Source organism: Natribacillus halophilus, from assembly GCF_900100185.1.
GTDB classification, from domain to species: Bacteria; Bacillota; Bacilli; order Bacillales; family Marinococcaceae; genus Natribacillus; species Natribacillus halophilus.
Genome location: NZ_FNEN01000002.1, coordinates 272,257 through 297,938, shown reverse-complemented (window position 1 = coordinate 297,938; position 25,682 = coordinate 272,257). Strand labels below are relative to the sequence as shown.

General features: G+C 49.8%; 28 protein-coding genes. 27 read left to right on the top strand and 1 reads right to left on the bottom strand.

All coding sequences use genetic code 11. The features are described 5' to 3' along the window. The first annotated feature begins 289 nt into the window (after positions 1–289). On the top strand, positions 290–535 hold the full coding sequence (locus tag BLS58_RS03765) for a type B 50S ribosomal protein L31 (protein WP_090396217.1): 246 nt from the start codon (positions 290–292) through the stop codon (positions 533–535). Between the two features lie 105 nt (positions 536–640). Here BLS58_RS03765 and BLS58_RS03760 read toward each other — a convergent pair whose 3' ends face one another. Continuing rightward, positions 641–1,981 carry an FAD-dependent oxidoreductase gene (locus BLS58_RS03760; protein WP_281240988.1) on the bottom strand — a complete coding sequence of 447 codons (1,341 nt, stop codon included), beginning with the start codon at positions 1,979–1,981 and terminating at the stop codon, positions 641–643. Positions 1,982–2,107: 126 nt separating this feature from the next. Between BLS58_RS03760 and prfA the strand changes: the two genes are divergently transcribed. From prfA to spoIID, 26 genes are all read left to right on the top strand, one after another. Then, on the top strand, positions 2,108–3,178 hold the full coding sequence (prfA, locus tag BLS58_RS03755; RefSeq protein WP_090396410.1) for a peptide chain release factor 1: 1,071 nt from the start codon (positions 2,108–2,110) through the stop codon (positions 3,176–3,178). After that, positions 3,175–4,038, top strand: coding sequence for a peptide chain release factor N(5)-glutamine methyltransferase (gene prmC / locus BLS58_RS03750; RefSeq protein WP_090396216.1), 864 nt, complete (start codon positions 3,175–3,177; stop codon positions 4,036–4,038). The genes prfA and prmC overlap by 4 nt, the downstream gene beginning before the upstream one ends. A gap of 84 nt (positions 4,039–4,122) precedes the next feature. Continuing rightward, positions 4,123–4,722 carry a stage II sporulation protein R gene (locus BLS58_RS03745; protein WP_176764588.1) on the top strand — a complete coding sequence of 200 codons (600 nt, stop codon included), beginning with the start codon at positions 4,123–4,125 and terminating at the stop codon, positions 4,720–4,722. Positions 4,723–4,791: 69 nt separating this feature from the next. After that, positions 4,792–5,820 carry an L-threonylcarbamoyladenylate synthase gene (locus BLS58_RS03740; protein ID WP_090396214.1) on the top strand — a complete coding sequence of 343 codons (1,029 nt, stop codon included), beginning with the start codon at positions 4,792–4,794 and terminating at the stop codon, positions 5,818–5,820. 368 nt (positions 5,821–6,188) lie between these two features. Next, positions 6,189–6,725: a manganese efflux pump MntP gene (locus BLS58_RS03735; RefSeq protein ID WP_090396213.1), complete on the top strand. Its 537-nt coding sequence runs from the start codon at positions 6,189–6,191 to the stop codon at positions 6,723–6,725. A gap of 70 nt (positions 6,726–6,795) precedes the next feature. Further along, a complete protein-coding gene (locus tag BLS58_RS03730) occupies positions 6,796–7,245 on the top strand; it encodes a low molecular weight protein arginine phosphatase (RefSeq protein WP_090396212.1) in 450 nt (149 codons plus the stop codon). Continuing rightward, positions 7,242–7,679 carry a ribose 5-phosphate isomerase B gene (gene rpiB / locus BLS58_RS03725; protein WP_090396211.1) on the top strand — a complete coding sequence of 146 codons (438 nt, stop codon included), beginning with the start codon at positions 7,242–7,244 and terminating at the stop codon, positions 7,677–7,679. The genes BLS58_RS03730 and rpiB overlap by 4 nt, the downstream gene beginning before the upstream one ends. A gap of 26 nt (positions 7,680–7,705) precedes the next feature. Next, a complete protein-coding gene (locus BLS58_RS03720; protein WP_090396210.1) occupies positions 7,706–8,245 on the top strand; it encodes a TIGR01440 family protein in 540 nt (179 codons plus the stop codon). 56 nt (positions 8,246–8,301) lie between these two features. After that, on the top strand, positions 8,302–9,537 hold the full coding sequence (glyA, locus tag BLS58_RS03715; RefSeq protein ID WP_090396209.1) for a serine hydroxymethyltransferase: 1,236 nt from the start codon (positions 8,302–8,304) through the stop codon (positions 9,535–9,537). 169 nt (positions 9,538–9,706) lie between these two features. Continuing rightward, positions 9,707–10,336 carry a uracil phosphoribosyltransferase gene (gene upp / locus BLS58_RS03710; RefSeq protein WP_090396208.1) on the top strand — a complete coding sequence of 210 codons (630 nt, stop codon included), beginning with the start codon at positions 9,707–9,709 and terminating at the stop codon, positions 10,334–10,336. Positions 10,337–10,692: 356 nt separating this feature from the next. Beyond that, positions 10,693–12,909 carry a S8 family serine peptidase gene (locus BLS58_RS03705; protein ID WP_090396207.1) on the top strand — a complete coding sequence of 739 codons (2,217 nt, stop codon included), beginning with the start codon at positions 10,693–10,695 and terminating at the stop codon, positions 12,907–12,909. 279 nt (positions 12,910–13,188) lie between these two features. Continuing rightward, positions 13,189–13,419 (top strand): AtpZ/AtpI family protein, encoded by a 231-nt coding sequence (locus tag BLS58_RS03700; RefSeq protein ID WP_090396408.1) that lies wholly within the window; start codon positions 13,189–13,191, stop codon positions 13,417–13,419. After that, on the top strand, positions 13,419–13,808 hold the full coding sequence (locus tag BLS58_RS03695) for an ATP synthase subunit I (protein WP_090396206.1): 390 nt from the start codon (positions 13,419–13,421) through the stop codon (positions 13,806–13,808). The genes BLS58_RS03700 and BLS58_RS03695 overlap by 1 nt, the downstream gene beginning before the upstream one ends. Before the next feature lie 5 nt (positions 13,809–13,813). Beyond that, positions 13,814–14,536, top strand: a complete 723-nt coding sequence (atpB, locus tag BLS58_RS03690) for a F0F1 ATP synthase subunit A (protein ID WP_281240987.1) — start codon at positions 13,814–13,816, stop codon at positions 14,534–14,536. A gap of 123 nt (positions 14,537–14,659) precedes the next feature. Beyond that, positions 14,660–14,881 (top strand): F0F1 ATP synthase subunit C, encoded by a 222-nt coding sequence (atpE, locus tag BLS58_RS03685; protein ID WP_090396205.1) that lies wholly within the window; start codon positions 14,660–14,662, stop codon positions 14,879–14,881. A gap of 76 nt (positions 14,882–14,957) precedes the next feature. Beyond that, entirely contained in the window at positions 14,958–15,461 is a 504-nt protein-coding gene (gene atpF, locus BLS58_RS03680) for a F0F1 ATP synthase subunit B (protein WP_342705413.1), read from the top strand. Continuing rightward, positions 15,458–16,003: a F0F1 ATP synthase subunit delta gene (locus BLS58_RS03675; RefSeq protein ID WP_090396204.1), complete on the top strand. Its 546-nt coding sequence runs from the start codon at positions 15,458–15,460 to the stop codon at positions 16,001–16,003. The genes atpF and BLS58_RS03675 overlap by 4 nt, the downstream gene beginning before the upstream one ends. A gap of 17 nt (positions 16,004–16,020) precedes the next feature. Next, positions 16,021–17,532 (top strand): F0F1 ATP synthase subunit alpha, encoded by a 1,512-nt coding sequence (gene atpA / locus BLS58_RS03670; RefSeq protein WP_090396203.1) that lies wholly within the window; start codon positions 16,021–16,023, stop codon positions 17,530–17,532. 30 nt (positions 17,533–17,562) lie between these two features. Then, complete coding sequence (gene atpG, locus BLS58_RS03665) at positions 17,563–18,435, top strand: ATP synthase F1 subunit gamma (RefSeq protein ID WP_090396202.1); 873 nt, start codon at positions 17,563–17,565, stop codon at positions 18,433–18,435. A 15-nt stretch (positions 18,436–18,450) separates the two neighbouring features. Continuing rightward, a complete protein-coding gene (gene atpD, locus BLS58_RS03660; RefSeq protein ID WP_090396201.1) occupies positions 18,451–19,854 on the top strand; it encodes a F0F1 ATP synthase subunit beta in 1,404 nt (467 codons plus the stop codon). Positions 19,855–19,884: 30 nt separating this feature from the next. Beyond that, a complete protein-coding gene (locus tag BLS58_RS03655; protein ID WP_090396200.1) occupies positions 19,885–20,283 on the top strand; it encodes a F0F1 ATP synthase subunit epsilon in 399 nt (132 codons plus the stop codon). 251 nt (positions 20,284–20,534) lie between these two features. Next, entirely contained in the window at positions 20,535–20,774 is a 240-nt protein-coding gene (locus BLS58_RS03650; protein ID WP_090396199.1) for a DUF1146 domain-containing protein, read from the top strand. A 418-nt stretch (positions 20,775–21,192) separates the two neighbouring features. After that, a complete protein-coding gene (gene murA / locus BLS58_RS03645; protein WP_090396198.1) occupies positions 21,193–22,518 on the top strand; it encodes a UDP-N-acetylglucosamine 1-carboxyvinyltransferase in 1,326 nt (441 codons plus the stop codon). A gap of 155 nt (positions 22,519–22,673) precedes the next feature. Beyond that, positions 22,674–22,940, top strand: a complete 267-nt coding sequence (locus BLS58_RS03640) for a YhdT family protein (protein ID WP_090396197.1) — start codon at positions 22,674–22,676, stop codon at positions 22,938–22,940. After that, positions 22,937–24,397, top strand: coding sequence for a sodium/pantothenate symporter (panF, locus tag BLS58_RS03635; protein ID WP_090396196.1), 1,461 nt, complete (start codon positions 22,937–22,939; stop codon positions 24,395–24,397). Before BLS58_RS03640 ends, panF begins: the two co-directional genes overlap by 4 nt. 120 nt (positions 24,398–24,517) lie before the next feature. Continuing rightward, a complete protein-coding gene (gene spoIID / locus BLS58_RS03630; protein WP_090396402.1) occupies positions 24,518–25,576 on the top strand; it encodes a stage II sporulation protein D in 1,059 nt (352 codons plus the stop codon). Positions 25,577–25,682 lie beyond the last annotated feature (106 nt).

Below are 25,682 nucleotides of genomic sequence, written 5' to 3'. Positions count from 1 at the left end.
AGAAGCGCGATGTTATACCCCAAAAGCAGGGTATCTCACTCCGAGAGGGACCAAGAATCACGTTGTCATCCCTCGAACGACGGGGATCGAACCAATCCGAGAGGGCGATGTGATCTCCCTCGGGCTCGTCTTAGAAAGGCGATTTTTATTTCCCTTAAAAATCGTTTTACTTTGACTTTACCTTGTCGGCGAATAGCGTTGGCTTGAAAAATTGTAACGACGTTGGTATAATCACTTCATGTGCGAAACGAGCTCTTAGTTGATCAAGAGCGTAGAGGAGGGACGTACAATGAGAAATGACATTCATCCGCAGTACCAAAATGTTGTCTTTTTAGATACAGGTACGGGCTTTAAATTTTTGGGTGGCTCAACAAGCTCCTCATCTGAAACGATTGAATGGGAAGATGGCAACACGTATCCGCTTCTGAAGGTGGAAATCAGCTCAGATTCCCATCCATTCTATACCGGCAAGCAAAAAGCTGCTGATGCCGGTGGCCGTATCGATAAGTTCAAAAAGAAATACAATTTGGATTAAGACTGAAGAGGCTGTTCCGGTTATTTGCCGGGAGCAGTCTTTTTATTTTTCCGTGCTACGAAAAAGAGGCCTCTCTCCCCTATAAAAGGCAGAGAGGCTTCTTCATTATTTGGCGCGTCTGGCCGCTTGTTGCAATGGATCCCATACCCCGTTATAGGGCGGAGCGTAAGAAAGGTCGAGATCTTCAAATTCATCGATGTTCATGTTGTGAAAAAGTGCCGTTGCTACGACATCAATGCGTTTATCCGCGCCTGATTCCCCGATCACTTGCGCACCGAGGAGCCGTTTGTTGTCGGTGTGGTAGACGAGCTTGATGTGCAGAGGCTTTTTCTCTGTAAAATAACCGGCGATATCTGTACCTTTATAGGACACGGCGTCAGCAGGGATGGCCAATGCGTCCGCTTCTTTTTCCGAGAGGCCTGTGCGGGCGGCTGTGAAGCGAATAAAACGGAAAATGGCAGTCCCCACCACCCCCTGAAAGGTTTTCGTCTCTCCGCTCATATTGGTGCCGGCGATCCGTCCTTGTTTGTTCGCATGCGTACCCAAAGGAAGAAAATCATTCTTTTCTTTAATCCGATGGTATTGCAGGGCGCAGTCACCCGCTGCATAGATATTTTCAATGTTCGTGTTCATGTAGGCATCAACGTTGATCGCCCCATTTTTGTTCAAGTCAACTCCCGTCGCCTGTAAAAAAGATGTATTCGGTTTAACGCCTGTTGCGAAGACGACGAGATCGGTGGAAAATCGTTCTTCGTCCACGATGAGGGCGTTAACGCGTCCGCGATCATCCGCTTCGACTTCCGTAACGGTTTTTCCGAACAAAAGCTCAATGCCTTGCTGTTCCGCTTCTTCATGTAAGTGCTCGACCATGTCCGCATCGAACATTTTGGCCAACTGCCGGTTGCGCTCGATGATACGAACGGAAAAATTCTGGGCTACGAAGGCTTCGGCCAGTTCCAGGCCGACATAGCCGCCACCGACAATCGTAATCTCCCGATGCCCGTGCAGATCGGAGCGTAGGCGTTCGAGGTCGGGGATTGTTTTTAATGTATGAACCCCTGCAAGATCCGTTCCCGGCAAGGAAGGAACCACAGGATCTACCCCGGTGGCGATTAACAATTGGTCGTAAGGGATAGTAAAGGATTCGTTTCTTTGCAGGTTCGTACCGTAAACCTCCTGCTTCTCTGGATTGACATCCGTGACTTCATGTTGCACACGCGCATCGATGCCGTATTTGTTACGAAACGTATCCGTCGATCTGGCAATCAAGTCATCCGTTGCAGCGACGGACCCTTCAATGACATAAGGCAAACCGCACTGGGCATAAGAATAGATGGACCCTCTCTCCAGCGTCGTAATTTTGGCATCGTCGGGCCCGCGACGAACGATTTGCATGGCGGCGCTCATTCCCGCGGCGTCACCGCCGATGATTACATATCGTGTCAAACTCTCACCTCCATGAGATATGTTCCCCTTTAATCTTGCCGGGAAACCGAATGATTGGGCGAACGTCGTTTTGACGCTCCCGGAACCTTATATTATACTAAAGAAAGTAGAGATGGGGTGAATGTTGTGTTCGATAAATTACAATCAGTGGAAGATCGCTACTTTCAACTTAACGAGTGGCTAAGTGACCCTGATATTGTTAATGATCCCGATAAATTACGCGATTATTCGAAAGAACAATCGGACCTTGAAGAAACAGTGCAAACCTTTCGTGATTATAAAAAGACCAGTGAAGAGCTGGATGAAGCGAAAACGATGCTTGACGACAGCATGGATAATGACATGCAGGAAATGGTCAATCAGGAGATAGAGGAATTGAGCGCAAAAAAAGAAGAGCTTGAAGAGCATTTGCGCGTCCTGCTTATCCCTAAGGATCCGAATGACGACAAGAACGTCATCGTCGAGATTCGCGGCGCCGCCGGCGGGGACGAAGCCGCATTGTTCGCGGGTGATCTTTTCCGGATGTATAGCCGTTATGCGGAGATGAACCGTTGGAAAGCCGATGTGATTGAATCCCATGAAACGGATATGGGCGGCTATAAAGAAATCATTTTTGCCATTAACGGCGACGACGCTTATTCGAAAATGAAATATGAAAACGGCGCCCACCGGGTCCAGCGGATTCCTTCGACCGAGTCCGGCGGCCGTATTCATACGTCAACCGCGACGGTCGCCGTCTTGCCGGAAGCCGAAGACGTTGAAGTGGAAATTCATGACAAGGATTTACGCATCGACACCTTCGCCTCCAGCGGTCCCGGGGGCCAAAGCGTCAATACGACGATGTCAGCCGTTCGCATTACCCATGAACCTACCGGCATTGTCGTCTCCTGTCAGGATGAGAAATCGCAAATCAAAAACCGTGAAAAAGCGATGAAGGTGTTACGGGCCCGCATCTACGACAAGTATCAAAAGGAAGCGGAAGATGAATATGCCGAGAACCGCAAGCAGGCGGTCGGCACCGGTGATCGTTCCGAGCGGATTCGCACGTACAATTTCCCGCAAAGCCGTGTCACCGATCATCGCATCGGCTTAACGCTGCAAAAGCTTGACCAGGTGTTGCAAGGACATCTGGACGAAATCATCGAGTCGTTGCTCGTCGAAGAGCAAGCCGAAATAATGGAGAACGCGGGACAATGACAGAAGCGCCGCGTGTATTCGAAGCCCTGCAGCGGGCTTCGTCTTTTTTACAGGAGAATGGTCTTGAAAAAAAAGCAGCGGATACGCTGATGCAAGAAGTGTTGCAACTGGAAGGAAGCGATCCCCGTTACCACCTTCATAAGCAGGAAAGGTTAACCGTTAAGCAGTACCGACAATATCAGGAAATGGTGGAACGGCACGGCCGGGGTGAACCGGTGCAATATATCACGGGTGTTTCGTCTTTTTATGGTCGTCGTTTCAAGGTGAATGAGACTGTTCTGGTTCCGCGGCAGGAGACGGAAGAATTGGTCGAGATTGTATTGGAAAAAGCCGGGAAACTTTATACACAGCCAACGATTGCGGATATTGGCACGGGCAGTGGCGCTATTGCCCTTACGCTGGCACTTGAATGGCCGAAAGCCGAGGTGCTGGCGTTTGATATTTCCGATGATGCCATGAGGGTGGCCCGGGAAAATGCCCGGACCTTGGGAGCTCCGGCAGTTAAGTTTATACACGGAAACATGGCATCGCCGCTTCGGGAGCAGGCTCGGCGTGTGGATGTGCTCGTCGCCAATCCGCCTTATATCGCTACGCGTGATTGGCGGGGGCTCGATGCGATTGTGCGGGATTACGAGCCGCGCCAGGCTTTGGATGGCGGCGGGGATGGCTTATTTTATTATCGGCAATTGGCAGAGGATCTTCCTTATGTTCTGGCTGAAGGTGGTATGGCTTTCCTTGAAATCGGCGATTTGCAGGGGCCGTCGGTCGCGCTTCTCTTCGAGCAACAATTACCTGCGGCGGATGTTGACATCGTCCAGGACATAAATAGAAAAGACCGTTTTGTTGTGATAGAATCATAAACACAAACATTGTCGAACGTTTATGCGTTTAGGCCCTCCTCTCCTCTGCCCAGACTGATGGGTAGGAGAGGACGGGATGTAAAAATGAAATCGGCCATTATTTATGTTTTTATCGGATTATTTTTAGTCGTTGGAAATTGGGAGAGTCAACAGCAGCATTGGCCTGAAGAGGATCCGGTACCGGAAGACTCCCTTCGTTTACGCATTTTTTCCCATGATGATTCACTGTTGCACCAACAGATCAAACAGGAAGTACGGGATGAAGTGGCGATCTACAGCGCCGAGCATATGGAAGACGTGCCGACAAAAGAGGAAGCGCGCGAGGTCTTTGCCGCTCATTTGGATACGATTGAAGAGAAGGCCGAAGACATCGTCCACAGCTATGATCCTTCCATGCCTGTGGATGTATCGCTGGACGAGGATGTGGCCTTCCCGACCAAGGTGTACGGACCTCTCGTCTATCCGGCGGGCGATTATGAGGCGCTCGTGGTCGATATTGGAGATGGAGAAGGGGAAAATTGGTGGTGTGTCCTTTTTCCGCCACTTTGTTTGACGGATTTAGGCATCGGCGAAGAAGAGGACGAAGAGGAACAAGAAGACCATGAATCCGAAGAAGTTGATGAAAATGAGCCGGAATTTACATTTTTTCTGGCAGAAGTTTGGGAAGACTGGTTCAGTGCATGAGTGTGGATAACTCTCAAAAGCGAAAGCCGTTGTCACGAAAGAGTTACAGGAGATGAAGGAGCGAACATTTTGAGTTACCAACAGACGGAACACTTAGTTGTGGATAACCATGTTAATGGCGAATGTGTAGTAAAAGCGGCACGACTTCTGCAGCAAGAAGAGCTTGTCGCTTTTCCGACGGAGACCGTATACGGTTTAGGTGCCCATGGCTTATCCACACGTGCTGTGCAAAAAATATTTGCAGCCAAAGGACGTCCAAGCGATAATCCACTCATTTTACATATTGGCTCGCTGCAACAGTTGGACCCCTTAATTGAGATGCGCACGTCTGTGGCTGATCCATTGATTCAGCGCTATTGGCCAGGCCCTTTGACGTTGATATTTCGCGCTAGTCCACAGGTCCCTGCTGTAGTTACGGCCGGGTTGGATACGGTAGCTGTTCGCATGCCCGCTCACGAATTGGCCCGTGCGATCATTACAGAAGCAAGTGTGCCTGTAGCAGCGCCGAGTGCGAATCGGTCCGGGAGGCCAAGCCCTACGAGCGTCGAGCATGTGTATGAAGATTTGGAAGGCCGCGTGGCAGCGATTATCGATGGAGGAAACACCGGATATGGCCTCGAATCAACCGTGCTGGATGTGAGTGGCGGGGGGGACGAATCTCCTCGCATTTTGCGGCCGGGGGGTATAACGGCAGAAGAAATCGAAGAAACGCTCGGTTTTTCGTTGACATCCGGAGGTGCGCAGCAGGTGCGTTCTCCGGGAATGAAATACCGCCACTATGCGCCGGAGACGAAAGTCGTGCTTGTGGATGGCTCGGCAGAGATGATGCAGGAACGGGTGAATGCGGCCCGTGATCAGGGGAAGAAAGTAGCGGTCGCCGTCACCGCGGATCGGGCCGGGGAAATGTTCGCGGATGAGATGCTTATTTTAGGAGATGCTCATGATTTGGCAGGCATATCGGCCCGCTTGTACGAGCATTTACGGGCTGTGGATAAACTTGCTGTTGATATCGTGTTTATACAAACGTTTGATGAAAAGGGACTTGGAAGCGCGATTATGAACCGCTTGTCCAAGGCGGCGGGTCATTCAGGAAGCTAAGAGCTTGGACAGTTTTACGGGAAGGCGCGAGTGAAAGTCCATTAAATTGTCCGATGAAGCCCTAATCCGTTATGCCGGAAGCCGTTAAGTCGTCAATCGACGCGGATGAACCCCTAACTAAGAAACGCAGAGGTAATTAGGTCTTCAACGCCACCCGTTGAACCCCTAACGCAATGATATGGAAGTCGTTAGGTCGCCATCGTAGGTTTATGGCGACCTAACGTGTCGTAGGGGGAGCCATTAGGTCGTCAACGGTGTTGGCCGATCGCGTTTCCTTCCGCCACTCTACTGTTTTCTGGTAATCGCACCAACACCTATTTCTAATCCTACCCTTGTCCGCATATGGTGAAGAGACAGGGGGGCGCGCGATGACTGAATGGCTTAGTATGATGCTGCTTGCAACCGTATTGGGGATGGACGCGTTTGCCATAGCCATGGCTCTCGGTTTTCAATCGTTTCGCTTCAACGCGTTTAAAGTCGGCGCTATCGTAGGCCTGTTTCATATGCTCATGCCACTTTTGGGTATTGGCATTGGCCATTGGATGACGAGTATGTACAGTTTTAATGTCGCTCATTTCATAGCCGGTTTTATTCTCGTATGGATCGGCGTTCAAATGATGATCTCGAGTCGTAAGCGCGAAGAGACATCTTTGCATTTGCGTGGACTTGGGTTATTTTTGTTTGCATTCGTCGTTAGTATGGATAGTTTTTCCATCGGGATATCGCTCGGAATATTTGGCGCTGAAGCTATATTGGTCATTCTCTCTTTTGGATTTACGAGCGCCTTCTTGACTTGGCTGGGGTTGATACTGGCGACGTTGATTCGTTATCGCATCGGTCACTGGGGTGAAATGCTGGGCGGCATCATTCTGTTATTGTTCGGTCTCAACACCCTTTGGTATTAGGGAAATGTAAAAGCATTGCCGGCCTATCTATGTTAAAATAGACGTAAAGCAAAGATGGAGGAAAGACACAATGGCCGTAAAACGGATCCTGCTCGTCTGCACGGGTAACACATGCCGTAGTCCGATGGCAGCGGCTCTCCTGTCCAGTAAGGGAAAAGACGTGGAAGTGAAATCCGCCGGCATGCAGGCATTATCCGGCAGCCCGGCTACCCCCCATGCACGTATCGTTGTCCGCGAACATGGAGCCGCATTGGACCAACACAGTGCTGAACGATTAACCTTGTCATGGCTGGATTGGGCGGACGAGGTCTGGACGATGACACAGGGACAGGCTTCCCGGCTCGTACGCTGGTATCCCGACCATGAAAAAAAGATCACGACACTCGGGAAAGCAAGCGGTTTTCACGAAGATATTTCCGACCCCGTCGGCGGTGATCTTGATGAATATCGCGATACCGCCAGGCAAATCAATAAAATGCTCGAAATCATATATGAATCAAGGAAGGAAGAGCGGCCATGAAAATAATCATTGGATCTGATCATGCCGGTTGGGCACTAAAAAAAGAAATTCTCCCCTATTTGGAAGAGATGGGCTTTGCATATAAAGATGTTGGGGCGAACGATGCCGAAAGCGTGGATTATCCGGATTTTGCAAAACCTGTGGCCGAACAGGTCGCTTCCGGGGATTACGATCAGGGCATTCTCATTTGCGGAACGGGCATCGGCATGTCGATAACTGCGAACAAGGTTCCCGGTGTCCGCTGCGCCTGCGTTACCGAGCCGTTCAGCGCAGAAATGGCCAGACGCCACAATCACGCAAATGTGCTTGCGATGGGAGAGAGAGTCGTCGGACCGGGGATGGCCAGGGCTATCGTCAAGCAGTGGTTTGACGCGGATTTTGAGGGCGGCCGTCACGAAAAACGAGTGGAAAAAATGATGGAAATGGATAAATGACAATCGAAAGGAAGGGAGGCCCAAACATGAGTGTTAACGCCATCGGTGTCTCGCTGGAAACCCTTCTGAAAGATTTGCATGCGCAGGCAAGCCTTGAGCCCGGGTCTTTGCTTGTCGTCGGCGCCAGTACGAGTGAGATGGCCGGAGAGCGCATCGGAAGCGCGGGTTCTGAAGCGATCGCCGCCGATGTTTTCCATGCGTTCGAGGACTTCCGGGCACAAACAGGTTGTTCAGTCGCATACCAAGGCTGTGAGCATATCAATCGCGCACTCGTCGTAGATCGGCAGTATGCCAGGGACCATGGCTTGGACATCGTATCGGTCATTCCGGCCCCCAGAGCCGGCGGGGCAGTAGCTACCTATGCCTATACGCACGGAAACGACCCTGTCGTCGTAGAAAACGTGCGCGCCGATGCCGGCATCGATATTGGGGCGACATTGATCGGCATGCATTTAAAGCCGGTGGCCGTTCCGGTTCGGGGCAGCCTTGCCTTCGTGGAACAGGCCCCCGTAACGATGGCGCGCACGCGGCCGAAATATATTGGCGGCCCGCGGGCGAGTTATTAATTTTGCAAACTCGCCGTGTTAAAATAAAGAGATAGCCTGAAAGGAGCAGACGTATCATGAAAAACATTCAGCAACAGGATCCGGACATTTTTGCAGCTATTGAAGACGAGCACGCGCGCCAAAGCAATAAAATTGAATTAATCGCTTCCGAAAACTTTACGAGCGAAGCCGTCATGGAGGCGCAAGGGTCTGTACTTACCAATAAATATGCGGAAGGGTATCCGGGGCGCCGCTATTATGGCGGTTGTGAACATGTTGATGTCGCCGAAGATTTAGCACGTGATCGTGCCAAAGAACTTTTTGGCGCCGAGCATGCCAATGTACAACCCCACTCCGGGGCGCAGGCGAATATGGCGGTTTATTCTACCCTTCTGGAACCTGGTGACACCGTGCTTGGCATGAACTTATCCCATGGCGGACACCTCACACATGGCAGCCCCGTAAATTTTAGCGGTATTCAATATAATTTTGTGGAATACGGCGTAAATGAAGATGATCAGCTTATCAATTATGAAAATTTACGCGACATTGCCCGGGAGCATTCACCGAAATTAATCGTCGCGGGCGCTTCCGCGTATCCGCGGAAAATTGATTTTAAAAAGTTTCGCGACATTGCCGATGAGGTAGGCGCCTATCTCATGGTCGACATGGCTCATATCGCCGGCCTTGTCGCGGCAGGCGAGCATCAAAACCCGGTTCCCTACGCGCAATTCGTTACGACGACGACACATAAAACATTACGTGGCCCCCGAGGCGGCTTGATCCTTTGTGAACAGGCGTTTGCAAAGAAAATTGACAAAACGGTATTTCCCGGTATGCAGGGCGGCCCGCTTATGCATGTGATTGCGGCCAAGGCGGTTGCTTTTAAAGAAGCGCTTGATCCTTCTTTTGCCGTCTATGCCGGGCAAATTGTTAAAAATGCGAAGCGGCTCGGCGAGGCGTTGCAAAACGAAGGCATTGATCTCGTCTCCGGCGGAACTGATAATCATTTGCTGCTTTTGGATTTACAAAGTCTGAATGTGACCGGAAAAGTAGCTGAGAAAGCCCTCGATGACGTCGGTTTAACCGCGAATAAAAATGCTGTGCCCTTTGACCCGGAGAGTCCCTTTGTCACAAGTGGTATTCGTCTCGGGACAGCCGCGGTCACGACACGTGACTTTAAGGAAGAAGACATGGATGAGATCGGGGCGATCTTTGGTCTGGTGCTGAAAAATATTGATGATGACGCCAAACAGGCAGAAGCCCGCGAGCGGGTGTATGCCTTGACGAATAAGTATCCTTTATATGCATAAGGGATAAAGAAAACTTGGCTTATCGCCAAGCCTGGCGAAAGCCTTAGTTGCACTTATGCATGATAAGAAAAATCTGCAAAAAGAAGGGGCCGCGACTTGATGCCTCTTCTTTTTTTCTGTACAATTTTGAAGGATATCAAGCTGCGGATGCTAAAGGAGAGTGAATCGCTTGGGAAAAATTCATGTTTTTGACCACCCCCTTATCCAACATAAACTCACGTACATTCGGGAGGTTTCGACGGGGACGAAACAGTTTCGGGAACTGGTGGATGAAGTCGGGACGTTGATGGCCTTCGAAATTACGAGAGATCTGAGCCTTGAAGATGTGACGGTGAATACACCTGTCGGTCCCTCACTGTCGAAAGTGATCGCGGGAAAGAAACTGGGGCTTGTTCCGATTTTACGGGCAGGTCTGGGGATGATGGACGGAATACTTAAATTAATGCCGAACGTTAAAGTGGGGCATGTCGGTTTATACCGCGACCCGGAAACATTTGAACCGCACGAATATTATATTAAGCTGCCAAAAGACATTGAAGAACGCGATCTTATCGTGATCGACCCGATGCTGGCAACCGGGGGTTCAGCCGTTGCGGCCATCGACTTTGTGAAACAACAGGGAGCGCAAAGCATTAAGCTGATGTGCTTAATCGCCGCTCCCGAAGGCGTGGCGGAAGTGCAAAAGGCGCATCCCGATGTCGACATCTATCTGGCTGCCCTCGATGAAAAACTCGATGAAAAAGGCTACATTGTGCCAGGCCTCGGCGATGCCGGTGATCGTCTCTTCGGGACAAAATGAATGATGAAAGAACCGCCGCCATAAGGGAGTGGCGGTTTTTTTGATGCGGAAAATAGGCTGCTACAGAATTAGTGGATGTTTCAGAAATCCGAGCCAAGAGGAGCGACACCCCAAACCGTCAGAACGGCGAAGCGAAAGGTGTCACCCGAGGGAAGTATCACCCAGGGTGAATGGTCGTCCGAGTAGAGCGCAGCCCGGACACTTTTGCAAGTTAGTTGAAAAAATGTTCAAAGTTGAGCCTATCGTCAGGAGGAAAAGCGTTGCACTAGGCGAATAACCATGTGTGCATGAATCCGGCAGGGAACGTACAAGCTATAAGGGTGTCCAGCTGAACCGTTCATTAGAGGAGGCCACACATGAAACGTCGTTGGTTCTTATTTTTTATCATAACGCTCGCCGGGTTCGCCTTTGTCAGCGAAGTTGACGGACAGGAAGCGACGAAAACGGTTATCGTCCATGTCGATGATGATGTTGAAGACGTCCGGGAGGCAATCTCGGAACAATCGGGTATTGAACCGGATTATATGTTTACCTATGCTTTTAATGGACTGGCATACACCCTCCCGGAGTCAGACGCCGAGCAAATAGAAGGACACCCAGGCGTAAGCCGTGTCGACGAAAGCATCCAATATGATCATGCTCTAAGGGAAAGCGTTCCTTTTATCGGAGCGGAGAATTTACGGACAGAACTTGATGACCTTGGAGTCAGACTTGATGGCCACGGAGTAAAGGTTGGCATTATTGATACCGGCATCGATTACAATCATCCGGACCTGCAACGAAATTATGTCCAGGGTTATGATGTCATCGATGGCGATGACGACCCCATGGAAACGAAACGAAAAGGAAAAGCAGCCACGTTCCACGGAACGCACGTCGCGGGTATTATTGCCGCGAACGGTAACGTCCGGGGGGTAGCGCCGGATGCAGATATCTACGGTTATCGCGCGTTGGGTCCTGAAGGCCAGGGATCGACAGAACATATTCTGGAAGCGATTGATCGCGCGGTGCTCGATGGTGTAGATGTACTCAATCTTTCCCTGGGAACGCCTGTCAATGGACCCGATTGGCCGACGAGCAAAGCGTTGGATGAAGCGACGGATGCAGGGGTGATCACGGTGACTTCAAGTGGCAACAGCGGTCCTGGCATGTGGAGTGTAGGGTCGCCGGGAACGTCCCGAAAATCCATTTCCGTCGGTGCTTCAACGCCTCCTCTAAAAGTGCCGAGATTAAATGTGCCCGAGATTGAAGATGAAGAAGAAAGAGTGATGGATTTGCAACCGATTCAGGGAACGAATCCCTGGGAGCTGAAAAGACGTCTGAATGTAATCGACGGCGGGCTCGGCTTGCCGGATGATTTGGAAAATGTGCGAGGACGTGCGGTTCTCATTGAACGCGGGGGGATCCCGATTCACGATAAAATAAAAAATGCCGATGAAGCAGGAGCGAATGCGGTTTTACTTATGAACAACGTTCCGGGCACGTTAATGACCGCGGTGGAAGAACCTCTCGACATTACAGCCGCTGCCATTGAAAACGATGCAGGCGTCCTATTGCAAAAAGCGATAAAAGAAAATGAAAACAAGGAAGTGGTGATTGAGACAAATTATGAGGAAGAAACCGATCATATGGCCTGGTTTAGTTCCCGCGGCCCGGTCACACAAACGTGGGACATTAAACCGGATGTCGTTGCGCCCGGGGTGGATATTGATAGCACCGTTCCCGAAGGTTATCTCGAATTGAACGGAACGAGCATGGCAGCACCTCATATTGCCGGCGCCGCTGCCTTGATCAAACAAGCACACCCGGATTGGGAGCCGGAACAGGTGAAAGCCACCCTGATGAATACAGCGGTTTCACTCACGACCGACGAAGGGGAAGCGTATCCGCCATTTGTCCAGGGCGCGGGGCGGGTGGATATCGGCGCCGCGGTTGAAAACGATACGCTCATCCATCCGGGGGCCTTATCCTTTGGGGTATGGGATGCTGATGAAACGAATCAACGTTTAAAAAGAGACATAACGATTGAAAATCAAAGCGAGCACAAAAGGACCTATTCCTTTGACGTTCCGACGTCATTGGGGACCGGCCTAGATTGGAAAATGCCAATGCCCATGACGCTGGATGCCGGAGAAAAGGAAACAGCGACCATTCAGGTTGAAATCCAACCTGATATCATTGACTTCAAACGGATTGACGGGGAGATCAAAGTCAATGGCGGCAAGCAGGATGTGTCCCTGCCATTTCTCCTCTTTAGCGATGAGCCTGATTATCCGCGCTTGAGTGGTTTTCAATTTGACCAGCTTCCCGACAGCGACGCCTGGATGTATGAAGTCTTCCTGCCCGGCGGGGCTGAAGAGTTGGAAATCACCCTTTATGACCCGGATACATTAGCGTATATAACGACCATTGATCGGCAAAAAAACTTACCGGAAGGTCCATTTGAAAGGGAGTTCCAAGAAGGGGAAATTGATTTGGAGCCCGGGGTGTATCACGGCGTTGTTTATGCTAAACTTAAGGATCGGGATGACACTTTGGAGACAACCATTGTCGTTATGGAGGAACAGGAATAAAGAAAACTTGGCTTATCGCCAAGCCTGGCGAAAGCCTTAGTTGCACTTATGCATGATAAGAAAGGAATGGGCCAAGCCCATTCCCGTAAGGGAATTGTCATTGTTTTGACACAATACATTCTCTTCCAACCCTCCTCACACCCACTTCAAACCGTGCGAGAAGCCGTTGACAGAAGGTAGTCCCTATTGTAAGATTACAAAGGGTCATCCTGATTGATGGTTCAGTCTATCCCATGCAGGATGAAATGAGATGGAATAATGGCCGAAGGGAGAGGCTTCATGGCCAAAGGTAACGGAAAACGTAACCCCTGGCGTAGCTCAGTGCTCGTATCTGCTATTTTGTCATCCATTGTCGGATCGGTAGTCGGCGGAGTTTTCCTCGGATATTGGCTGGACAGCACCTTCGATACAGCCCCCCTTTTTATCATTATTGGTATGTTGCTGGGGATTTCGTCAGGTTTTTATGGCGTTGTACGGGCGGTTAAGCCCTTTTTGGGGGATGACGAATAATGCCGCTGCTCCGACATCGAATGAAGCTTTATTGCTGGGTCGTGGCAGTCGTCGTTTTCATAAATATTTGCGCTCTTTTCCTGACACCATATCATTCTGTCATGTTCGGTTTTTTGCTCGGCATGGCTTCTTGCTTCCTTGGCTTTACTTCCATATATATGAAAGCTCTGGTGATCGAGAAGGCAGCGGTTAGGAAAACGCCCGGTATGCTTTCCTATCTGATGACTGCGTTTGGGGTTGTTCTTCGGTACGGTTTGATAGCCGTGGCTGTTGCCATTGCTCTCATCTTTCCCGAAACATTTCACCTGGGGGCTGTATTGGCAGGATATGCAGGTCTTTATCTCTACATTACAGTGGATATGTTTGTACAATTACAAAAAGAGAGGTGAACACAGTGCATCAGGATATAACCTTTACGGTGCCGATTGGCGATTTCGACCTGAATTTCAGCTTCACGGTGATGCTGATGTCGACTGTCGCGGCAGTCATCGTAGCGATTTTCAGCATCGTAGGCGCGCGGAAGCTCGCGATGCGGCCGACAGGTTTACAGAACTTCATCGAGTGGGTTATGGATTTCACGAGATACATCATTACATCCAACATGTCCTGGGACAAAGGCGGGAGATTCATTGCTTTGGCTTACACGCTCTTGTTTTATATATTCGTAGCCAATATGCTGGGGATTCCGTTTGAACTGGCAACAGAGACCGATCACTTTGTCCTATGGAACTCACCGACGTCGGATCCTGTGCTCACGCTTACGATGGCTGCATTCGTGATCATTCTCACGCACTTTTACGGTTTAAAAATTCGGGGACCGAAAGAGTATTTTCTTGATTACTTTCGCCCGTCACCGATCCTTTTGCCGTTTAAGATCATTGAGGAAATTTCAAACTTCCTGACACTGGGATTGCGTTTGTTTGGAAATATTTTCGCCAAGGAGCTTGTTACGATCCTGATCGTTTCGCTTGCGGGTGTAGGAATATTAGGGGCCTTGTTGGCATGGCTTCCGTTAGCCCCCTGGCTGGCGTTCGGTATTTTCATCGGGGCCTTGCAGGCTTTCATTTTCACCATGCTCTCGATGGTTTATATGGCGCACAAAGTTGAATCACATTAAAGACATGAATAACGCCTACTATTCCGGAAGTCAGATGTCGGAAGCCGGAAGCCGGATCCGGCCCCTCCGGAACGGTATGTTATCAATATTATTTTTTTATTACATTAAAGGAGGATTTATCCAATGGCTCAATTGTCAGCAGGGATAGCAGCAGGACTCGCGGCCATCGGCGGAGCTATCGGCGTCGCGATTATCGTAAAAGCTGTATTGGAAGGTGTAGCTCGTCAACCGGAACTAAGGGGATCATTACAAACTTTAATGTTCATTGGTATTCCGCTTGCAGAAGCCGTTCCGATTATCGCCATCGCGATTTCGTTCATGTTGGTCTTCGGCATCGGCGGATAATAATGCCCGTCCACATCCAAACTGGAATGGCGACTTCGCCATTCCTTATGTATCGTAGGAAGGAGTGAACCAGGGAATGGACACCATGGAGTTTATAGCCGATATTGAGTGGGGCAATGCCTTGTATCAGTTGGTGGTCTTTTCATTGCTCATTTGGGTTGTCAGTCGCTGGGCGTTAAAACCGTTGCTTGGTGTTATGCGCAAACGGGAACAACAAGTGAACGATAACCTCGACAATGCCGAAGAGAGCCGCGTGGAAGCTGAGAAGTATCTCGAACAACAACGCGAAGAACTCAATAACGCGCGTCAACAGGCACAGGAAATGATGGATAATGCCACTAAAATGAGTGAACAACAGTCCAGGGAAATCATCGATAACGCTAAAGCAGAAGGCGAGCGCTTAAAGGAAGCGGCGGCCGCCGATATCAACCGGGAAAAAGAACAGGCACTGGAGTCCGTTCGTGACCAGGTTGCCACGCTTTCGGTCGCTATTGCCACGAAGGTGATCGAAAAAGAACTGGATGAAAGCGAACAGGAAAAACTGATCGATAGCTACCTTAAAGAGGTGGGTGACGAATGAGCGCTCCTGCAGTAGCCAACCGTTATGCCAAAGCGCTTTTTGAACTGGCAAAGGAAAAGGGCATTGTCGAACAAATCAACGATGAAATTCAGGGTGTACAAGCGGTTTTTGAATCCGTGCCGCAATTGCAGGAAGTGATGGCACATCCCCGTATGTCAGTGAAAGACCAGCGCACATTGCTTCAAACAGGGTTTTCCGACTGCCATGCTATCATCTTAAACACGCTTTATGTCATGGTCGATCGCGGGAGAATCGATATCATCGCTCCTGTCGCTCATGCTTTTCAATCGTTTGCCGATGAAGAATTTCAGATTGCACGGGCAAATGTTCGTGCTGTTCGCCCGCTTTCCGACCGGGAAAAAGAGGAAGTCGCCCGTCAATTTGCTAAAAAAGTCAATAACCGTCAAGTCGTGGTCACCAGCGAGGAAGACGATGATCTTATCGGCGGTTTGATCGTTCAAATCGGCGACAGTGTCTACGACGGCAGCGTCCGCGGGATGCTGCGACGGATGGAACGAAAACTTGTCACTACCAACCGTTAACTGAAGGGGTGAAAGAATTGAGCATTAAACCTGATGAAATCAGCTCGCTGATTAAGGATCAGATTTCAGATTTTCAAGCGAACGTCGAAGTCAGCGAGGTTGGCATCATCATAGAAATCGGTGACGGGATTGCTCGTGTATATGGCTTGAGTAACGCCATGTCCGGCGAGCTTCTCGAATTCGAAAATGGTGTCATGGGCATGGCCCAAAGCCTTGAAGAAAATAATGTCGGTGTGACGATTCTCGGGCCGTATGATGACATTCGTGAAGGAGAAGAGGTCAAGCGTACCGGGCGTATTTTGGAGGTTCCCGTCGGTGAGGAGCTGCTCGGGCGTGTCGTAAACCCCCTTGGGCAACCTTTGGATGGCGAAGGGAATTTGGGCACGACGAAAACGCGCCCGATCGAAAGCCCTGCGCCATCGGTTATGGATCGTAAATCCGTGGAAGAACCATTGCAGACGGGCATTAAGTCGATTGACGCGATGATACCCATTGGCCGTGGCCAACGGGAGTTGATTATCGGGGATCGACAAACCGGGAAAACAGCCCTCGCCATCGACACGATTTTGAATCAAAAAGATGAAGATGTCATTTGCATCTATGTCGCCATCGGCCAAAAGAAATCCACCGTAGCCCAACTCGTGGAAACGTTCCGCCAAAAAGGCGCGATGGAATATACGATCGTGGTTGCGGCAAACGCTGCCGAACCGGCACCTCTTTTGTATCTGGCACCCTATGCAGGGGCATCCATGGGTGAAGAATTCATGTATAATGGCAAGCACGTCCTCGTCGTTTACGATGACTTGACGAAGCAAGCGGCCGCCTATCGTGAGCTTTCACTTTTGCTTCGACGCCCGCCGGGACGCGAGGCGTTTCCGGGGGATGTTTTCTACCTGCATTCGCGCCTTTTGGAAAGAGCGGCAAAATTAAATGATGAAAAGGGTGGCGGTTCACTGACTGCATTGCCGTTTATCGAAACGCAGGCAGGGGACATTTCCGCTTATATTCCCACCAACGTCATTTCCATTACCGACGGCCAGATCTTTCTGGAATCCAGTCTGTTCAACTCCGGTCAGCGACCGGCGGTCAACGCGGGAACATCGGTGTCTCGTGTCGGTGGATCGGCGCAGTTAAAAGCGATGAAGAAAGTGGCCGGTACATTGCGTCTCGATTTGGCTTCGTACCGGGAATTGGCGTCGTTTGCCCAGTTTGGGTCCGAATTGGATAAAGCGACCCAGGATAAGTTGAACCGCGGTGAGCGCACCATGGAATTGTTGAAGCAGGATTTAAATCAGCCGTTAGCTGTGGAATATCAAGTGTCGATCATTTATGCGCTCGTAAACGGCTTTGTTGATGACATCCCCGTAGCGGACGTTCGCCGTTTTGAAAAAGAATTGTACAACCATCTCCAGCAAAACAATAAAGAAATACTCAATCATATTCGGGAAAAAGGTACGTTACCGGAAAAAGAAGACTTCGACAAAGCGATCGGGGACTTCAAGAAAATCTTTCATCCTTCTGATTCATAAGGATCGATAGGAAAAGGTGGTGATTCGACAGTGGCTTCACTACGTGAAATAAAAGGTCGGATTAGCTCTACGAAAAACATGAAGCAAATCACAGGCGCGATGCAGATGGTCGCGGCTTCCAAGCAATCGAGAGCCCAGGCGAAATCACAAGCGTATGAACCCTATATGCAGAAAATCCAGGAAGTGGTGGCAAGCATCGCCATGGGCAATAGTGATGCCAGCCACCCGATGATGGAACAGCGCCCGATTCAAAAAACGTGTTATATCGTCGTCACCTCCGATCAAGGGTTGGCCGGCGGATACAACTCCAATTTGGTGCGATCCTTGCGGCAGACGATTTCTGAGCGACATCAGTCCACCGATGAATATTCCATTATTATTATTGGAAAAATCGGCCGTGATCTTTTGAAGCGCCTGAACTTTCCCATCGAGGCAGAATACACGGGATTGTCGGACAACCCTTCTTTTGACGAGGTGAAATCCATCACCCGGCAGTCTGTCGGTATGTTTGAGGAAGAGAGCATCGACGAATTATATATGTGGTATAACCACTTCGTTAATACGATGCGCCAGGATGTCACCGAGACGAAGCTTTTGCCTTTGACGGCTTTGGCAGAAGAGCTGGAAGAAAGCGTTGGCGCGACGCCAAACTACGAATATGAACCTTCCGAAAACGCTATCCTTGAAAGCCTTCTTCCCCAATATGCCGAAAGTCTTATTTATGGTGCATTACTGGATGCTAAAGCCGCGGAATTCGCCGCCCGAATGACAGCGATGAAAGCGGCCTCTGACAATGCAGATGACCTTCTCGATGAGCTGCAATTGTCCTATAATCGTGCGCGCCAAGCTGCCATTACGCAGGAAATCAACGAAATTGTCGGCGGTGCCGCGGCACTGGAATAAAAGGGAGGTAAAATCATGAGCCAAGGATACATCACTCAAGTGTTGGGTCCCGTTATAGATGTTCGTTTTGACGACGGTGAGCTTCCGGAATTAAACAATGCCCTCGTCGTCGATCAAAATGATGAAGAACTATCGGTCGCCGTAACCCTTGAAGTGGCGCTTCACCTCGGGGATGGCAGTGTTCGCACCGTCGTCATGGGCTCGAGCGAAGGGCTCAAGCGCGGAACGCCTGTCCGCAATACAGGTGCGCCCATCTCCGTACCGGTCGGGAACGCTACGTTGAGTCGCGTTTTTAACGTATTGGGAGAAAATATCGATCTTGACGAACCGGTTGGTGATGAAGCAGAACGAAAACCGATTCACCGGGAAGCCCCGGATTTTACAGAATTGACGACAGGCACCGAAGTGCTTGAAACAGGCATCAAGGTCGTGGACTTGCTCGCCCCTTACGTGCGAGGGGGAAAAATCGGCCTCTTCGGCGGTGCCGGCGTTGGGAAAACCGTTCTTATTCAGGAGCTGATCAACAACATCGCCCAGGAACACGGCGGGATTTCCGTGTTTGCCGGTGTCGGTGAGCGTACACGTGAAGGAAACGACCTTTACTATGAAATGAAAGAATCCGGGGTTATTGAAAAAACAGCGATGGTCTTCGGGCAAATGAACGAACCGCCGGGGGCTCGTATGCGTGTAGCTCTGACCGGTCTTACGATGGCGGAACATTTCCGCGATGAAGAAGGCCAGGATGTGCTTCTTTTTATCGATAATATTTTCCGTTTCACCCAAGCTGGACAAGAGGTATCCGCCCTGCTCGGCCGTATGCCTGCCGCGGTTGGTTACCAGCCGACATTGGCAACGGAAATGGGTCAACTCCAGGAGCGGATCACAACGACGAAAAAAGGGTCGGTTACATCGATTCAGGCGATTTATGTTCCTGCCGATGACTATACAGACCCGGCACCGGCAACGACCTTTGCCCACCTGGATGCAACGACGAACCTGGAGCGTAGCCTCTCGGACATGGGGATATATCCGGCTGTTGATCCTTTGGATTCAACATCGAGAGCCCTCGCACCGGAAATCGTCGGCGAAGAACATTATGAAGTGGCCCAGGAAGTGCAGCAAACCTTGCAAAAATACCGGGAACTTCAGGATATTATCGCGATCCTCGGGATGGATGAGTTGTCGGAAGACGACAAATTAACCGTTTCCCGCGCCCGTCGCATTCAATTTTTCCTGTCCCAGAATTTCCACGTGGCCGAACAATTCACCGGCCAACCGGGTTCGTATGTTCCAGTAAAAGAAACCGTCCGTGGTTTCAAGGAAATTCTTGACGGCAAACATGATGATGTTCCGGAAGACGCCTTTCGACTTGTGGGCCGGATCGAAGATGTGACCCAAAAAGCGGGAGAAATGGCGTAAGCCCGTAGGGCCTAAAGGAGGACGATCACCTTGAAGACCAATGTTAGCGTCGTTACCCCTGACGGGAATGTATATGAAAATGAAGCCGACATCGTTTCGGTGAAAACGGAGATCGGGGAAATCGGTGTCCTGCCCCGACACATTCCTCTCGTCGCTACGCTTACCACTGAGGCCGTTCGCGTCAAAAATGACGGCAACGAGGAGAGTATTTCGGTCAGCGGCGGCTTTATAGAAGTTCGCTCCGATAAGGTTACCATTCTTGCCGAAACGGCCGAACGTCCGGAGGACATCGATGTTGAACGCGCCAAAGAAGCGAAAGCACGGGCAGAGGAACGGTTGAACCAGCAAGATGAAACGATTGATCAAAAACGGGCAAGACAAGCGTTGCTACGCGCGGAAATGCGCTTAAAAGTGGCCGACCGCCGCTAATTCGAATCCGGGAGAGTTTTTTAGGGACTCTTCCGGTTTTTTATGTACATCAGGACATATAACCGCTTGGGAAGAATATATTCAAATTGATGTTTTTTCGTAACAAATGCCGTGGCTGCCTTTATCGACAGGACTATGTTAATCTGATATACTTTTTATTGTATCGTAGAAATCGTTAAGGCGGGTCAAGTTAACGAAAACGTGCAATAAAAAGAGAAAAGCACGGAAAAAGAAAGGGACGTTGAAAAGGAATGCCCGGTGAAATTGAATTTGGACAGCAAGCGTTGCTACATATTTTCTTTAACCTGTTCGTACTGGTTATTGTATGGTGGAGCTTGCAGGCGTTTAAATTTGATGTTCTTGTTCGTCATCCGCAGAGCGCCAAAGGTGTCATGTTGTTTATTCTGGTGGCTATCGCAATCACCCATTTAGTGAGCAGCTTTTTCCTGGATTACCTCAATGAAGCGTTAAATTTGCGTTATCTTTTCTAGAGCTTAATTGCCAAAAAATGGATGTCGCCGTGGCAAGTATGCCGCAAACGCAAACGTGAACAATAAAGGTAATCAATACAATCGACGTATATTGACAAAGCTAAACATGGGTTTGGCAGAAGAGCGGAATGGGAAAAGCCAAACAAGCCGGGAAAAATTAGAACATTTTTTTTAAAAAAGATGTAACCTTTATTGGACAATGTCGTCTGATAAGACGGAGACGTCATGGTACTTACTGGTTCGTTTGGAAAATGTCGAACCGGCTCGAAATGAAGAGCCCGAATTGGAAACGGCAGGTTATGTTTACGCCCAGGGAACGCCCAATTAATCTGATGAATAGAATAAAGCAAAGTGAATGATCCAACATGTTGTTCGCCAGCCATGAGGCAAAGAATTACTGGACGCGGAGGGGAATACGTTGAAAGAAAAATTTAAAGTTCGAGGAGGAAAGAAGCTGTCAGGAACCGTCAGGACAGAAGGCGCCAAAAATGCTGTTCTACCTGTACTCGCGGCTTCGCTTTTGGCTGAAAAAGGAACCAGCACGATATATGATGTTCCTCCTTTAGCAGATGTATACACGATGAAAAATGTTTTAAATCACCTGCAAATGAATGTCTCGTATGAAGATGGCGTCTTTACGGCAAACGCCGAACGGAAAACGTTACGTCCGACTGCCCCGTTTGAGTATGTCCGAAAAATGCGCGCTTCATTCCTTGTGATGGGGCCGTTGCTTGCGCGCACCGGTCGCGCGAATGTCGCTTTACCCGGTGGGTGCGCGATTGGATCCCGACCCATCGATCAACATTTAAAAGGCTTTGAAGCCATGGGTGCACAGGTAGAAATCGGGCAAGGCTATATTGAAGCCAAGGTGGAAGGCCGTTTAAAAGGAGCAAAAATTTATCTCGACTTCCCAAGCGTGGGAGCGACCGAGAACATTATGATGGCCGCGACTATGGCTGAAGGAACGACGATTATTGAAAATGTGGCCGAAGAGCCGGAGATCGTTTGTTTAGCAAACTACCTGAATGCGATGGGTGGTGTCGTTCGCGGTGCGGGGACCGATTCCATACGCATCGATGGCGTGGATCGTCTTGAAGCGGCGGATCACACGATTATCCCGGATCGCGTGGAAGCCGGCACTTTCATGGTAGCGGCGGCCGTCACCGGCGGAGACGTTTTTGTCGAGGGCGCGCTCACCGAACATTTACGTCCGCTCGTAGCCAAGATGCGCGAAATGGGTGTTGTCATTGAAGAAAAGGATAATGGCATGCGCGTCATTGGTCCGGATATTTTACGGCCGGTAGACATTAAGACGATGCCGCATCCCGGATTTCCGACGGATATGCAAGCGCAGTTTATGGTTTTGCTCACGCAGGCAAAAGGAACGAGTATCGTCACCGAAACCGTGTTTGAGAACCGTTTTATGCACGTCGAGGAATTTCGCCGTATGAATGCTTCCATTAAAATTGAAGATCGCTCGGCGATTATTACAGGTCCGACGCGCCTGACCGGCGGTGAGGTGTCCGCCACCGATTTGCGGGCAGCCGCGGCGCTTGTAACTGCAGGTCTGGTCTCAGAAGGCGAAACAACATTAGCGGAACTGCGGCATATCGATCGAGGCTACGTTGATTTTCACAGGAAACTGCAACAACTTGGCGCGAGAGTGGAACGAGTAACCGTCGAGGAAGAAAAAGAAATTTCCGGCCAACGACCGATAGAAATGAATAACGAAGCGATACACTAAGGAAAGGAAAAGAACTGAGGCTGTAAGGCTTCGGTTCTTTTTTTAGCAGGTAAGAAAGTATAAACCACTTTCTTATCCTGCATATTATTGGACCTCTCTTTTTTTCTTCGATGAAATCCGCTAAGATGATCATATAGAGAGGGGGAGATTGTGTGATGAATGACCCGCGTTTTAAAATCGCGAATCGTGAAGCGCTCATTGGCGTGGGCCTTGCGCTGTTCAACTTTATATGGTGGTATGCTTTTGCTTATGGTTTAGGGTCGCAACCGGTTGCAGATTACGATTTTATCTTCGGCATGCCGGCCTGGTTTTTTTATAGCTGCTTAATCGGTTCCGTGATCATGATTATTCTCGTCGTGTTTATGGTCAAGTTTTTTTTCAAGGAAGTGCCCCTGAATGAGAAGGGGGATGAATCGTCTTGAACTGGGAAGTGATTATTCCGCTGCTCGTTTTTATGGCTGTCGTTTTCATGATCGGTTTTTGGGCATCAAGGTATGTATATCAACGAAGCAATTTCCTGCAGGAATATTTTCTCGGGAGCCGTGAGCTTGGCGGCTTGATTCTGGCGATGACGATGATCGCTACATATGGAAGTGCGAGCAGTTTTATCGGCGGACCAGGTGCAGCTTACCAGGAAGGACTCGGCTGGGTGCTTCTTTCCATGTCACAAGTGGCCACCGGTTATTTTGTGCTCATGATCCTGGGAAAAAAATTCGCGATCATGGCGCGTAAATATAACGCAGTGACATTGGTCGACTATTTAAGACATAGATACAACAGCACGCTTGTCGTCGTTTTGAGCGCGATGAGCATTATCATTTTTTTATTTTCGGCGATGGCGGCGCAATGGGTGGGGGGTGCCCGACTGATTGGCGTTGTCACCGGTCTGTCGTATACGTCGGCACTGTTTATTTTTGCCGTTGCCGTCCTTATTTATGTCATCATCGGCGGGTTCAGGGCGATCGCGGTTACCGATGCCATGCAGGGCATCATTATGTTTGTCGGGACCCTTGTCTTGCTGGTGGCTACGATTATCGCCGGAGGCGGCATGGGGAATATTATGAGCGATCTGGCCGCTGAAAATGAAATGCTCATCACGCCGTTTGGAGCGGAAGGAGACCTCACCGCTGTATATGTGTCTTCATTTTGGATACTTGTCGGCGTTGGCGTCGTCGGGTTGCCGCAAGTGGCTGTGCGCGCCATGTCTTACAAAGATTCCCGTTCCATGCACCGGGCGCTTATCATCGGCACTTTCGTTACGGCTTTTATGATGTTTGGCATGCATTTGGCGGGAACGCTGGCAAGACCGATCATACCGGGTCTCGAGGTCGCTGATAACGTCATGCCCACGCTCGCGATGACCGTTCTGCCCGCGTGGTTGGCAGGCATTGTACTGGCGGCTCCGTTGGCGGCGATTATGTCTACGGTTGACGCGCTCCTTTTAATGGTGAGTTCAGCGGTCGTCAAGGACGTCTATCACAACTATATTAACCCGAAAGCGTCGGTGAAAAAAATCAGAAAAGTGAGTGTTGGCGTGACGGCTATTTTAGGAGTATCGGTTGTACTTTTTGCCCTTAGTCCTCCGGAACTTTTGATTACGCTGAATTTATTTGCTTTTGGCGGGTTGGAGGCCGCTTTTGTATGGCCGCTCGTCCTGGGACTGTATTGGTCAAAAGGCAATCGCCATGGTGCATTGGCTTCGATCATACTCGGCGTTGGTTCATACATCGTCATCTATATTTTTGCGGGAGAACCTTTGGGTCAGATGGGACCGTTCGGTATGCACTCTGTGGTCATCCCGGTCGTTTTGTCGCTGATTGGTTACGTGATCGCGAGCATTGCTACGCATAAGAAAGTTATGCAGACCGGATATGTGTAAGTGCAACTCAGGCTTTGCCAGACTTGGTGAAAAGCCAAGTTTTCTTTAGTTCTAGTTGGAGGGTTCCGTCCATATATATAGAATAGACGACGGAAGCAAAGGTTGTGATAGATTTTGCGGATGACGAAAGTACAGGGAAAGGCACCAACCTTGAAAAGGGCGGCGGTGGCGATCGTGCTCTTTACGAGTATACTCATTGTTTTACCGTCATTACTCGTGCTTCTTTTTTCCGGGACAGAAGAAGGGACCGGTTCGGCGACTGAGCCTGTATCTGAACCGGACACATCCGAGGAAGAAGAGAGCGGCGAGCCCGATAGTGAAGTGGTCGTTCCGGTTTATCGTGATGCGCAAGATACAGTGGAGGAAGTAGAACTGGAAGCGTACGTTGCCGGTGTCGTATCTGCAGAGATGCCTTCGGACTTTGAAATGGAAGCTCTGAAAGCCCAGGCGCTGGTGGCCCGAACTTTCATCGTGCAGCAAATGGAGCACAACAGCGATGACGTGCCCGGAGATGCCATCGTTTCGGACACGACAGATCATCAAGTCTACCAAAGCGCTGAGGAATGGGAAGGGGGCGCAGAAGAAAGAGACAAAATTAACGCGGCTGTAGAAGCGACGGCCGGTGAAATCGTCACCTATGATGATTCCCCGATTACAGCTTCCTTTTTCTCGACGAGTAATGGCTACACGGAAAATGCCGAAGACTATTGGGAAACTTCGCTGCCTTACCTCCAGAGCGTTGAAAGTCCCTGGGATGAAGATTCTCCCCGCTATGAAAATACCGCGCGCTATTCCGTTGCGGAAGTGGAACAGCAATTGGGGGTCACGATTCCCGAGGATGCGGATTTTACGACGAATAAAGAAACAACCGAAGGCGAGCGCGTAGAAAGTGTGACCATTGGAGAGGAATCGTTTCATGGCAGAGAGATTCGCGAGGCTCTTGATCTGGATTCCAGCGATTTCGAATGGCAGCGGGAAGGTAATGAGATCGTCATCAATACGAGAGGCTGGGGCCACGGCGTCGGCATGAGTCAATACGGTGCCGATGGCATGGCTAAAGAGGGCAGAGATTATCGCGACATCATCAACCATTATTATCAAGATGTAGATATAAGTGCGGACCATCAACATATGGAAGCTTTCGTCTATCATCAGGAAGAGGAAGAACAGGATTCATAAATCGCCACCTCGATTCAGGAGGTGGTTTTTCACGCCTTTCACACCAATTCTGAAAAAAATTTCAAATCGAAGTATATCTTTCTATCAAATTGATCAGACTGGTGGT

Bases quoted from the DNA above. Each gene is read 5' to 3' on its own strand.
- BLS58_RS03765 (WP_090396217.1), top strand. From the start codon at position 290: ATGAGAAATGACATTCATCCGCAGTACCAAAATGTTGTCTTTTTAGAT.
- prmC (WP_090396216.1), top strand. From the start codon at position 3,175: ATGACAGAAGCGCCGCGTGTATTCGAAGCCCTGCAGCGGGCTTCGTCT.
- BLS58_RS03745 (WP_176764588.1), top strand. From the start codon at position 4,123: ATGAAATCGGCCATTATTTATGTTTTTATCGGATTATTTTTAGTCGTT.
- BLS58_RS03735 (WP_090396213.1), top strand. From the start codon at position 6,189: ATGACTGAATGGCTTAGTATGATGCTGCTTGCAACCGTATTGGGGATG.
- BLS58_RS03730 (WP_090396212.1), top strand. From the start codon at position 6,796: ATGGCCGTAAAACGGATCCTGCTCGTCTGCACGGGTAACACATGCCGT.
- rpiB (WP_090396211.1), top strand. From the start codon at position 7,242: ATGAAAATAATCATTGGATCTGATCATGCCGGTTGGGCACTAAAAAAA.
- BLS58_RS03720 (WP_090396210.1), top strand. From the start codon at position 7,706: ATGAGTGTTAACGCCATCGGTGTCTCGCTGGAAACCCTTCTGAAAGAT.
- glyA (WP_090396209.1), top strand. From the start codon at position 8,302: ATGAAAAACATTCAGCAACAGGATCCGGACATTTTTGCAGCTATTGAA.
- BLS58_RS03705 (WP_090396207.1), top strand. From the start codon at position 10,693: ATGAAACGTCGTTGGTTCTTATTTTTTATCATAACGCTCGCCGGGTTC.
- BLS58_RS03700 (WP_090396408.1), top strand. From the start codon at position 13,189: ATGGCCAAAGGTAACGGAAAACGTAACCCCTGGCGTAGCTCAGTGCTC.
- BLS58_RS03695 (WP_090396206.1), top strand. From the start codon at position 13,419: ATGCCGCTGCTCCGACATCGAATGAAGCTTTATTGCTGGGTCGTGGCA.
- atpE (WP_090396205.1), top strand. From the start codon at position 14,660: ATGGCTCAATTGTCAGCAGGGATAGCAGCAGGACTCGCGGCCATCGGC.
- atpF (WP_342705413.1), top strand. From the start codon at position 14,958: ATGGACACCATGGAGTTTATAGCCGATATTGAGTGGGGCAATGCCTTG.
- BLS58_RS03675 (WP_090396204.1), top strand. From the start codon at position 15,458: ATGAGCGCTCCTGCAGTAGCCAACCGTTATGCCAAAGCGCTTTTTGAA.
- atpD (WP_090396201.1), top strand. From the start codon at position 18,451: ATGAGCCAAGGATACATCACTCAAGTGTTGGGTCCCGTTATAGATGTT.
- BLS58_RS03650 (WP_090396199.1), top strand. From the start codon at position 20,535: ATGCCCGGTGAAATTGAATTTGGACAGCAAGCGTTGCTACATATTTTC.
- BLS58_RS03640 (WP_090396197.1), top strand. From the start codon at position 22,674: ATGAATGACCCGCGTTTTAAAATCGCGAATCGTGAAGCGCTCATTGGC.
- spoIID (WP_090396402.1), top strand. From the start codon at position 24,518: ATGACGAAAGTACAGGGAAAGGCACCAACCTTGAAAAGGGCGGCGGTG.